The sequence below is a fragment of the Vibrio harveyi NBRC 15634 = ATCC 14126 = KCTC 12724 genome (assembly GCF_001591145.1).
Taxonomy (GTDB): domain Bacteria; phylum Pseudomonadota; class Gammaproteobacteria; order Enterobacterales; family Vibrionaceae; genus Vibrio; species Vibrio harveyi.
Genome location: NZ_BCUF01000015.1, coordinates 95,743 through 106,663, shown reverse-complemented (window position 1 = coordinate 106,663; position 10,921 = coordinate 95,743). Strand labels below are relative to the sequence as shown.

Sequence of the window (10,921 nt, the reverse complement as noted above, 5' to 3'; positions counted from 1 at the left end):
GTTGCGGGACGTATAATAGGGGGAGGCATAAACGTTGTAAAGCATTGTTTTAATGAAAAAGAACTGTTTGCTTGTTTTGTGGTCACACCTATAGACGGATGAAGTCTGATGGAATGCTCAAAAGGGCGCTTGTTACAGTATTTTGTAGAGTATTTACTTTATGTTGTGGTTACTTAATAAAATAGTGTTTTATTGCTATCTTAATGAAAAGTAAGAATAAAATGACTTTGAGTAAACATGTGTTCGCCCGAAAGTGTTTGCAACATATTGTGAACTAATTCAAAATTAACTGGTATAGCCAGTTGTGCTGAATTTATCTAAGGGTTTTTATGAAAGTCACGAATCTATTTAAAGACAAAGTTGGTGCGATTTCTGCTCACCAATCAGAGTTTATGAATTGGATGTCTCCAACGCTACGCGATTACTGGAGTGACTTCTTAGGTCGAGCACAAAGCAGCTTCCTATTTTCTAAAGTTCGCGATCACCAGCAACCAGCGGTAAACGAAGAGGTGATTCCTCAACCTGAGCCAATCGTGCTAAAGCCTGAAGCGCAAGTTCTATTTAATGAGCTAAGCGAGAAGGTGGGTGAAGTGATCCATGTAGGTGATTGGGTTCACGTATCTCAAGAGCGCATTAATCAATTTGGTTCTGTAACCGAAGATATGCAATGGATTCATACAGATCCAGAGCGTGCGGCTTCTGAATCTCCATTCAAAACAACGATTGCACATGGCTTCCTAACACTAGCGCTGTTGCCTAAGTTGACAGATTCTGTGGATCCAGAAAAACCAATGTTCCCAACAGCAAAACTAGTGGTGAACCTAGGTTTGAACCAAGTACGTTTCCCTTACCCAGTAAAAGCGGGCAACAACGTACGTGCATCAAGTACGCTAACTAAAATTACGCCAATTAAGAAAGGTCTTGAGATTGAGCGTGAAATCAAAGTAGAAATTGAAGGCGTACGTCGACCTGGTGCTGTAGTTGTTTCAGTGATTCAATTGCACTTCTAATCGAATTCAAAGATTCAAACGAAAAAGAGAGCCGAAATTGGCTCTCTTTTTTTGTGTCTGCGTTTTATTGATTAAAGCTTTTTACTGGGGTGTAGCCGTAATCTGCAATCGCTTTTTGACCTTGCTCCGATTTCAAAAACTTCACGAAGTCTTTACCTGCTTTATCTAAACCATCCACTTTGTACAAAACTAAGAATGGACGAGCGAGTTTGTAGCTGTGGTTAGCGATGTTAGTTGCGGTTGGGTCTGTACCTTCAAACTGAATGGCTTTTACAGAGCGATCAACCGAGCCTACCGAGATAAAACCAATAGCGTGTGGGTTATGGTTCACAATGGTTTTTACCATACTGTTGCTGTTTACCACCAAGTTGTTCGGATTGATGTCTGATACCAAACGGTCGTTGATGATCTTAGTGAGACCTAGCAAGCTTTCAAAGCTGTAACGAGAGCCAGAAGAGGCTTCACGCGTTACAACGGCGATAGGTTGGTCTGATCCACCCACCTGTTTCCAGTTGTCGATTTTACCTTTGTAGATATTAAACAGTTGTTGTTCCGAAAGGTTAGTTACAGAGTTAGTGCGGTTAACGACAACAGCAAGACCATCATAAGCGATAGGGAATACGTTGAGATCTTCGCCTTTCTCGCTTTCTGTTAGATAACGTGAGCTCATTCCAATTTCAACTACGCCCTTGTTCACCATAGTGATACCAGCGCTTGATCCAATGCCCTGTACTGCAATGTAATCGTCAGGGTGCGTTTTATTATATTCTTCAGCCAGTACATCCATTACGCGTGCCACAGAGGTAGAACCTGAAATGTTGACTTCTTTTGCCATAGCAGAAGGAAGAGACAAAGCCATGGCTAGTAAGGTCGCCACAGAAAGACGTAACATATTTAACTCCAAATACGGTATAAAGCAGCGCTCATCATATTTCGTTCAGGTTACACTTTTGTGAATGGTCGTTGATATCCATAGCGAAAGATCGATTGCACTCACTTTAAGTTGATAACTATCAGTAATGTAGGATGAGTGGATTTTACTGATTTGAAACGAAAGAGGTGACACAGTTAGCTTTTCGGCATCAGATGGGGTGTTATTCTATGTTTGAGCGGGCGCATGCCCCGATGGTGATTTCTGCCTCTCTCAGGCACTTGGGTATATACTAAGAACAACATATCAGGAGTACGCTCATGTCCGTGTCTCAAATGGCGACCAGTCGCTTGCACAAGTTGGTTCAAACGCTCTGCGCTAGGCGTAATGTCAATTTGCCAGTAGAAGCGATAGGGAAGTGTTTATACGAGCCCATAGAGAACGGTGTAGAGCTTTATCACGCACACTTCTTACTTGATTCACAACACAGTGAATACACGTCTCCCATCGCTAAAATTCTATTTGATGCCAACACTCAACTTTGGTGTTTCTATGTGCCTACATATCGTGGAGAGGAGTTGATGTGGGTGCCTTATGAAAAGCTACCAAGTAGTGAGACGCTTGAGGTGCTTCTCGCCGAATTAGAAAGCGATCCTCAAGCGTGTTTCTGGGATTAACAGGTTTCTCTATCTGCTAATGCGTAACGTATCAAGCGTTACTTTGCGATTTGGCTACGAAATTCTTTTGGTGTAATGCTATAAATCGATTTAAACGCAGTACTAAAGTGTGCGGCGCTCTTAAAGCCGGATTCAAATGCAATTTGAGTAATCGACTTTTGTGACACTCGCAGCTGTGTTGCTGCGTGGTTGATGCGTTTCACCTTCAAAATGTGCGAGAACGAAAGGTTTTCTGCTGCCAGTCTGCGTTTCAATGTCGCGATAGACATGCTCATGTGTGTTGCTAGCGCTTCCAACGTGATGTCTTTCTCGATGTTCTTTTCAATGTACTTAATTGCCTTCTGAGAGGCAGTGAGACTGCTTGCGTCATCAATGATCGATAAGATGTCCGGCTGTACTTCAACCATCAGTGATAACAAGGAAAGCGCAATATGACCTTGGGCGTATTGTGGCGCTTTATTGTCTGCTAACTGAATTAACGTGTCTTTAAGCTTTACAATTGATGATTGGCTTTCTGAAGAGAAAGGGTAGAAGCGACGCTCTTCTGTCTCTGATTGTACGCCTGGATGCGTAGATTTAAACTCGCTAAACAAGCCAATATCAAACACAAGCGCGAGTGCTTTAAACACTCCGGGCTTAGCTTCAGCGCTGCGTAGGTCTGCAGAATTATATAGAGTGAAGTCTCCTGCGTTTAATTCAATTTGCTCACCACTTGGTTGGTTAATGATGAGTGAGCCTTCTTCAACAACATATAAGCCATTGTGAGTGGCGGTGTAGCGTTCACTTTTGCGGGCAGTGAAGTGATTAAAGCGAATGATCTCAATGTTCGGCATATTCGTTCTTATCTTTTTGCATGACATATAAAAAAGGCGCTCCATTGAGCGCCTTTAAACTTCAATCGGTATTATTCACTCACAGTTTCTTCTGTTTGTGGCGCTGGTTTATCAGCGAATACCTGGGTCGGCTTTGCAACGATGCTGCGGTTCTCTTGGTTCACGTCTGCTAGAACGATTTCCAATGTATCACCTAACTTGTATACCACTTCTTTATCGATAGAAATGGTACCGTTGTCGCCGTTACACTCAATTCTTTCTTTATTATCAAGAATCAAGCTACCAGGAATAAAGGCTGCTGCGCCATTTTCGAGAAGTCGAACACGTGCTCCGGCACGATTAATATCGAAAATCTCACCTGTGAAACACGTTTGCTTGTTCGGCTCGTCTGCAAGAGTGCGTGCGTATAGCCAATCAGACACGTTTCGCTCGGCAATTTTGTGGTGTTTACGGTGTAGAGCTAGCTCTTCGCCCACTTCATCGTCTGGCTTTTGAACCGGTTCTTTGTTCAAAATCACGGCTTTCAGCATGCGGTGGTTGATCATGTCACCGTATTTACGAATTGGTGAAGTCCAAGTTGCGTAGATATCAAGACCCATTGCATAGTGAGGAAGAGGTTGATTGCCCACTTCGCTGTACGTTTGGAACTTACGGATACGGTTATCTAGGTAAGAAGTCTCTTGCTCACCCAACCAACGGCGAAGCGCTGCGAAGCCTTCTAGTGTCGCGATAGATTCAGCAGTGAACTCTAGTGCGCCTTCTGGGTTTACCAGTTCAACCACTTCTTCAATCTTCTCAGCTTTGAAGCCAGCATGCGTATTGAATACACCCGTTTCGAACTTTTCACGTAGCGTACGACCCGCACAGATGTTTGCCGTGATCATAGATTCTTCAACTAGGCGGTTTGCGCTGCGACGCATGTCAGCATGGATTGCAACAACGTCGTTGTCTTCGCTTAGTTCGAAGCGGTAGTCAGGGCGATCTGGGAATACCACGGCATTCTTTTCACGCCATTCAGCACGAGCGCGAGAGAAGTCGAATAGGTCGCGTACGATAGTCGCGATCTCTTCCGACGGTTGCCATACGTCTGAACTGCCGTTTTCTAACCAGTCTGATACGTGATCGTAAGCTAGGCGAGCGTGTGATTTAATGTTCGCTGCAAAGAAGTTGATGTCATCACCAATCACGCCTTCTTTATTTACTGTCACTGTGCAGCAGATAGCGGGGCGGACTTCCCCTTCAATTAGAGAACATAGGTTGTCCGCTAGATCACGAGGTAGCATTGGGATGTTACGACCTGGTAAGTAGATAGTGTAGCCACGTTCACGCGCCACTTTATCCATATCATCTTCAGGTGTGATGTACGCTGTTGGGTCTGCGATTGCGATAGTCAGTTCGAAATCACCAGATTCTGTTTTCTTCGCGTAAAGTGCATCGTCCATATCTTTGGTTGATTCACCATCGATAGTTACGAAAGGAACGTGTGTCATGTCTACGCGTTCTAGATCGGCGTCGTCTTTCAGTTCCCAGTTCTCGATGCCTGCTGGCTCAGAGTTTGGTAGATCATTCTGAGCAAGCGTTACCCACCAAGGCGCGATCTTGTCGTTTGAATCGGTAATCTTCTCCGAAATTTCTACGAAGAAAGTGTTATCACCTTTAAGTGGGTGACGAATAAGATGCGCGACAACCCAGTCACCTTCAGCAAATTCGTCAGGTTTTAGACCTTTCTTTAGTTTTGCTTTAAGAGAAAGCTTTTTAAGCTGTGGGTGATCAGGAGCTACGTTTAGCTTGCCTTTGAACATTTTTACTCGACCAATAAAGCGAGTTACGGCTTGTTCTAGCAGTTCTTGTGGTTCTGCGACTTCACGTTCGTTTTCAGTGCGGATGATGGCAACGACTTTGTCGCCGTGCATGCACTTTTTCATGTACGCAGGTGGGATGAAGAAGCTGGTTTTACTGTCCACTTCCAGGAAGCCAAAGCCTTTATCGGTTGCTTTGATTGAGCCTTCTTTTTTAGGCAGGTTTTCTTGGATTTGCTGCTTAAGCTGAGCTAATAGCGGGTTATCTTGAAACATCTTTTCTTAACTTACCGTTGGAATTGGGCACACTATAATCATTGCGCACTATTATTACTACCTAAAGCACAGAAATTCGCTGTGAATTATTGATGAATTGAACAGCTTGTTGGTGCTTTTCTCTCCGGAGAATGGGGGGAGAGGTGGAAATTTATGCGAATAATACCATTAGTGAGAATAAATTGTGATGTAATTCAATTTTTTCTAGCTTTTTTTATGCATTTAAGGAATAATCCGCCTCCCTTAGTCGTCCCTAATGGCTTATCGCGGTTGTGTACTGTACTAGCTCCTGTCTGAACGGATTTAGTAATTGGATGGATCAGTATCGAATTGGAAGAGCATATGGGACTGTTTTTTTGTTTAATTAAGTAGGATCCCAATGCAAGATTCTGTTATTCAATTCAGCGATTTATCTCTGAATGATTCTATCCTTTCTGCTCTAGACGGAATGGGTTTCGTGTCACCAACTCCAATTCAGGCTGCGGCAATCCCACACCTGTTGGAAGGTGCTGACGCGCTGGGTAAAGCACAGACGGGTACAGGTAAAACGGCAGCATTCTCTCTGCCTCTTCTAAACAAGCTTGATCTTGACCAACGTAAACCACAAGCAATCGTACTTGCTCCAACACGTGAGCTAGCGATTCAGGTTGCGGCTGAGATGAAGAACCTTGGTAAAAACATCAAGGGTCTTAAAGTTTTAGAAATCTACGGTGGTGCATCTATCGTAGATCAAATGCGTGCACTTAAAAACGGTGCACACGTAGTAGTTGGTACTCCTGGTCGTGTACAAGACCTTATCAACCGTGAACGTCTGCATCTAGACGAAGTTAGCACTTTCGTACTTGATGAAGCGGACGAAATGCTAAACATGGGTTTCGTGGACGACGTAACTGCAATCATGGAGCACGCTCCGGAATCTGCACAGCGCGTTCTTTTCTCTGCAACTATGCCTCCAATGCTTAAAAACATTGTTGAGCGTTTCCTACGTGATCCTGTAACTATCGACGTTGCTGGTAAAAACCACACTGTAGACAAAGTTCAACAACAGTTCTGGGTAGTGAAGGGTGTAGAGAAAGATGAAGCTATGTCTCGTCTTCTTGAAACTGAAGAAACTGACGCGTCAATCGTATTCGTACGTACTCGTCAAGACACTGAGCGTCTAGCTGATTGGCTATCTGCACGTGGCTTTAAAGCTGCTGCACTACACGGTGATATTCCTCAGTCTCTACGTGAACGTACTGTTGATCACATCAAACAAGGTGTTATCGATATCCTAGTTGCAACTGACGTTGTTGCACGTGGTCTTGATGTTCCACGTATTACTCACGTATTTAACTACGACATCCCATTCGATGTTGAGTCTTACATCCACCGCATCGGTCGTACTGGTCGTGCTGGACGTAAAGGTAAAGCGATCCTTCTAGTTCGCACTAACCAAATCCGTATGCTTCGCACTATCGAGCGCGTAACTAAGTCATCTATGGAAGAAATCCAACTTCCTCTACGTGACCAAGTTGCAGAAGCTCGTCTAAACAAGCTAGCGGCTGAACTGGAAGCAGAGAAAGAGCACAAAGCTCTAGACAAGTTCGCAGAGCTTGTTGAGAAGCTACAAACTTCTCTAGAAATCGACCCAACAATGCTTGCTGCAATGCTTCTTAAGCGTCAGCAAGGTAAACGCCCGCTATTCTACATTGGCGAAGACCCAATGATTGAAGCGATTGAGCGTGACAAGCAACGTCGTAAAGAGCGTCGTGAAGGCGGTCGTGACGGTGGTCGCAACTTCAACAACCAAGACTGGGATACTTACCAGCTTCAAGTTGGTCGCGAGCAAGGCGTTCAAGTTAAAGACATCGTTGGTGCTCTTGCAAACGAACTAGGTCTAGGTAAAGGCTCTATCGGTGCAATCAAGCTAGCACAAGGTCATACATTCGTTCAGCTACCTAAAGCAATGACTTCAGATGCTGCGAACAAGCTAAGCAAGCTACGTATCCGTCAACAAGATGTTGGTGCTGTAGTATGTGACTTTGATGACTTCCGTGAGTCTCGTGGTGGTCGCCGTGACGGTGGTCGTCGCGATGGCGGTCGTCGTGATGGCGGCGGTTACCGTGGCAACCGTGATGGCAACCGCGAAGGTGGTCGTCGTGAAGGCGGTCGTCGCGAAGGTGGCTTCCGTGGTAACCGTGATGGCAACCGCGATGGTAACCGTGAAGGTGGCGAACGTCGTTTCGATCGTAACCGTGGTGGTGACCACCGTGGTGCACACCGTGGTGAACGTGGTCACGGCCGTGGTCGTCGCTCACAAGAAGCATAATATCTGCACACTATTGCATTAAAAAATAGTTGAATTTGAAAGCCGAGCAGTTAGCTCGGCTTTTTTGTCCCTGCTCATCCATGCCCAATTCATTCAAAAAAATTCGTAATATTTTTGCTTTATTCTTCATTTATTGACGTTTTTTAAGTGTCTGGTTCCACTTTAGTTGAATGAGTCGATATATTTCATGGTTCAAATAAATTTTAAACTTGCGGTAGATCAATAAAATTTACGCAAACGAACAACTAACTCTAAAAGATAGTTGAAAGATTAAAAAATTATTGAATAATAGAAGGCACAAACAAGAAGTACGCAGCGCGGAAGCGCAATTACAACCTCTGCTCCACAACAGGAAACTATTTCATGTCTAATTCGTTTGTACTGGTGATCAACTCTGGTAGCTCATCACTAAAATTTGCAGTAATCGACTCTCAATCTGGCGATGCTGTGCTAAGTGGTCTGGGCGAATGCTTTGGTCTATCAGACGCTCGTATGAGCTGGAAATTCAACGGTGAGAAATTTGAGTACGCTATTCAAGGCGATGAGAATCACCATCAACTTGCAGTAGCAAAACTAGTTGAGTTAGTAAAAGAGTACAAATTAATTGAAGATGTTGTTGCTGTTGGTCACCGAGTGGTTCACGGCGGTGAGAAGTTTACCAAAACGGTCCGTTTAGATGAGTCTGTTATTGCAGACGTAGAAGCGCTAAGTGATTTGGCTCCTCTACATAACCTTGCTCATGCGATTGGTATGCGTGCTTCAATGGCGGCATTCCCTGAGCTACCTCAGTTTGCTGTGTTTGATACTGCTTTCCACCAAACAATGCCTGCAAAAGCTTACACTGGTGCAATCGCGAAAGAGCTTTACTCAGACTTCGGCATCCGTCGTTACGGCTTCCACGGCACTAGCCACTACTTTGTAAGTCGCGAAGCTGCGAAGATGATTAACAAGCCGGTTGAAGAATCGAGCTTCATCTCTGTTCACCTTGGTAACGGTGCTTCTGTTTGTGCAATCAACAACGGCGAATCTGTAGATACGTCTATGGGCTTCACGCCACTGTCTGGTCTAATGATGGGTACACGTTGTGGTGACCTTGACCCAGGCATCATTGAGTACCTACTGAAGAAAGGTTGGTCTCAAGAGAAAGTGTTCAACTCATTGAACAAAGCTTCTGGCTTCTTAGGTGTTTCTGGTCTAACAAGCGATGCACGCGGTATTTTGGAAGCGATGGAAGAAGGTCACGAAGGCGCTGCTCTAGCATTCCAAGTATTCACATACCGTGTGTCTAAATACATCGCGTCTTACCTTGCTGCTCTTGATTCATTCGACGGCATCATCTTCACTGGCGGTATTGGCGAAAACTCTATGCCAATTCGTCGCGAAATCCTAAACAACCTAAAACTTCTAGGTTTTGTTGAAGATGTGAAAGGTAATGAAGATGCACGATTTGGTAACGCAGGTGTTGTTGCTACATCTGAGTTACTTGGTGCGAAAGCGCTAGTTATTCCTACCAATGAAGAGTGGGTTATCGCTCAACAGTCGGTGGAACTGCTGTAAAACGGCAAAAATTTTGGGAACTAAGTCAAAGCCCTTTCCGGTTGGAAAGGGCTTTTTTTCGTCTTGGAGAGAGGCGAGTAACGATTTTATCGATACTGTTACTCCTCATTCCCTTGGTAGTTTAAGTATTGAATGCACAGCTCATGGAAAGCTTTAGCTTGAGGCGATATTGTTCGGTCCGTTAAGGTAAAGATTCCCACCTGCCTTTTCAAAGGTGGATCAATAAGCGGAATCCAAACTAATCGAGTTTCATTGGTTGGGAACGCTAACTTTGGCAAGGTGGTGACACCAATACCGAGCTCAAGGACTGAGAACAAAGACGTGATGTTTTCAACAGAATACAAAGCTTGTTCACTTAACGCGCGCGCAGGAGTGGGATCGAGTAGGGTGCAAGTTCCGTTGCGAATAAAAGGTTGCTCTAACAGCGTTTGCCACTCAATACCTTCCGGATGCTGAGCGATAGGGTTATCCTTCAAACACACCACACCAATGGGGTCAGAGATTAACGGGGTAAACTCGATACCGCCTTCGTCCAAGTGTGATGGGTTACCCAACGCTAAATCCACTTCGCCTGATAACAAACGCGCTTCGACGCCAGCGGCGTTATCATCAATTAGGCTGACTTCTACATTCGGGTATCGTTCACAGAATGCGCCGAGCACACTGGGAATCAGCTTGGCAGCAACAGAAGGAACGCTGGCGATGCGTACCCGCCCTTGCTGCCCTGCGGCGGCGGCTTTCAAGTCATTATCCAGTGCGTTATAGATGTTGAGAAACTGAATGATCTTAGGCAGGCAGATCTCGCCGAAAGGTGTGAGTTTGGATTTATTTCCAGATTCAAATAGGCTCTGACCAAGTATCTTTTCTAGTTCTTTTATGGATGTCGACAGTGCTGCTTGAGAGCGATTTGCTCTATGTGAAGCGGCTCGAAAGCCACCTTCCTCGACCACCATCACAAAATGCTTTAATTGTTGAAGCTTGATACTCACGGCGAAACCTCTGCAATCCCTTTATTTACCTTAGTTTTAATAAGGTGATAGATTTTTCTTATCAAATGTAAAAAATTTACCGTTCGATTTATCGCCTGTCAATGTGCAGTATTTAACCATCTTGAAACAAGGTTGTTACAAAGGTTGAAAGGCACGTGAATACTTCTACGAAAAAATACCCAGTCAAAACTGCATTGTTTGCCTCTAAAGCGCCGCTTGAATGGGCAATCGTCAACAATGGTACTTTATACACCGCGCAAATCCCGATTGATGATACTGGTGCTGTCGTGGAAGGCGGTATCGAAGCGCAAACTCGTCAAACCTTTAATAATCTCGTTCACACGCTGGAGTGTGCAGGGGAGTCTTTAGATTCTGTTCTGCAAGTGCTGATTTATGTGACGGATCGTGAGTACTTAAAAACGGTTAACCAAGTCTACGCTGAGTATTTTGACGCACCTTACCCTAATCGTGCCGCTATGGTTGTGGCAGGACTAGCGCGTGAAGAGATGCTGGTGGAGTTTGTGGTGTATGCATCAGCGAGTCAACCAGAGTAAAGAATAATAATCAAAGCCTCATCACCGGGCTTTGTCAGTGAGAT

The 10,921-nt window shown here is 44.6% G+C and carries 9 protein-coding genes; 5 read left to right on the top strand and 4 right to left on the bottom strand.

What is annotated here, in order from left to right; genetic code table 11:
- Positions 1-329: 329 nt before the first annotated feature.
- Positions 330-1,010, top strand: coding sequence for a MaoC family dehydratase (locus VHA02S_RS10240; protein WP_005452183.1), 681 nt, complete (start codon positions 330-332; stop codon positions 1,008-1,010).
- Between the two features lie 64 nt (positions 1,011-1,074).
- Here VHA02S_RS10240 and VHA02S_RS10235 read toward each other — a convergent pair whose 3' ends face one another.
- Positions 1,075-1,902, bottom strand: coding sequence for a phosphate ABC transporter substrate-binding protein (locus VHA02S_RS10235; protein ID WP_038897478.1), 828 nt, complete (start codon positions 1,900-1,902; stop codon positions 1,075-1,077).
- Between the two features lie 299 nt (positions 1,903-2,201).
- Between VHA02S_RS10235 and VHA02S_RS10230 the strand changes: the two genes are divergently transcribed.
- Entirely contained in the window at positions 2,202-2,558 is a 357-nt protein-coding gene (locus VHA02S_RS10230) for a DUF3024 domain-containing protein (RefSeq protein WP_005452180.1), read from the top strand.
- Between the two features lie 38 nt (positions 2,559-2,596).
- On the opposite strand, the gene VHA02S_RS10225 is transcribed toward VHA02S_RS10230, so the two are convergent.
- Positions 2,597-3,391 (bottom strand): AraC family transcriptional regulator, encoded by a 795-nt coding sequence (locus tag VHA02S_RS10225; protein ID WP_005452179.1) that lies wholly within the window; start codon positions 3,389-3,391, stop codon positions 2,597-2,599.
- A 71-nt stretch (positions 3,392-3,462) separates the two neighbouring features.
- Positions 3,463-5,466 (bottom strand): exoribonuclease II, encoded by a 2,004-nt coding sequence (gene rnb / locus VHA02S_RS10220; RefSeq protein ID WP_038897479.1) that lies wholly within the window; start codon positions 5,464-5,466, stop codon positions 3,463-3,465.
- 379 nt (positions 5,467-5,845) lie between these two features.
- Here rnb and VHA02S_RS10215 point away from each other — a divergent pair, with 379 nt between their 5' ends.
- Positions 5,846-7,777, top strand: a complete 1,932-nt coding sequence (locus tag VHA02S_RS10215) for a DEAD/DEAH box helicase (protein ID WP_009696353.1) — start codon at positions 5,846-5,848, stop codon at positions 7,775-7,777.
- A 363-nt stretch (positions 7,778-8,140) separates the two neighbouring features.
- Complete coding sequence (locus VHA02S_RS10210; protein ID WP_009696351.1) at positions 8,141-9,334, top strand: acetate/propionate family kinase; 1,194 nt, start codon at positions 8,141-8,143, stop codon at positions 9,332-9,334.
- Positions 9,335-9,432: 98 nt separating this feature from the next.
- On the opposite strand, the gene VHA02S_RS10205 is transcribed toward VHA02S_RS10210, so the two are convergent.
- Positions 9,433-10,323 (bottom strand): LysR family transcriptional regulator, encoded by an 891-nt coding sequence (locus VHA02S_RS10205; RefSeq protein ID WP_005450182.1) that lies wholly within the window; start codon positions 10,321-10,323, stop codon positions 9,433-9,435.
- 155 nt (positions 10,324-10,478) lie between these two features.
- Here VHA02S_RS10205 and VHA02S_RS10200 point away from each other — a divergent pair, with 155 nt between their 5' ends.
- Positions 10,479-10,877, top strand: coding sequence for a RidA family protein (locus tag VHA02S_RS10200; protein WP_009696349.1), 399 nt, complete (start codon positions 10,479-10,481; stop codon positions 10,875-10,877).
- The last annotated feature ends 44 nt before the right edge of the window (positions 10,878-10,921 follow it).

Coding starts and splice junctions, on each gene's coding strand:
- VHA02S_RS10240 (WP_005452183.1), top strand. CDS start 330: ATGAAAGTCACGAATCTATTTAAAGACAAAGTTGGTGCGATTTCTGCT.
- VHA02S_RS10235 (WP_038897478.1), bottom strand. CDS start 1,902: ATGTTACGTCTTTCTGTGGCGACCTTACTAGCCATGGCTTTGTCTCTT.
- VHA02S_RS10230 (WP_005452180.1), top strand. CDS start 2,202: ATGTCCGTGTCTCAAATGGCGACCAGTCGCTTGCACAAGTTGGTTCAA.
- VHA02S_RS10225 (WP_005452179.1), bottom strand. CDS start 3,391: ATGCCGAACATTGAGATCATTCGCTTTAATCACTTCACTGCCCGCAAA.
- rnb (WP_038897479.1), bottom strand. CDS start 5,466: ATGTTTCAAGATAACCCGCTATTAGCTCAGCTTAAGCAGCAAATCCAA.
- VHA02S_RS10215 (WP_009696353.1), top strand. CDS start 5,846: ATGCAAGATTCTGTTATTCAATTCAGCGATTTATCTCTGAATGATTCT.
- VHA02S_RS10210 (WP_009696351.1), top strand. CDS start 8,141: ATGTCTAATTCGTTTGTACTGGTGATCAACTCTGGTAGCTCATCACTA.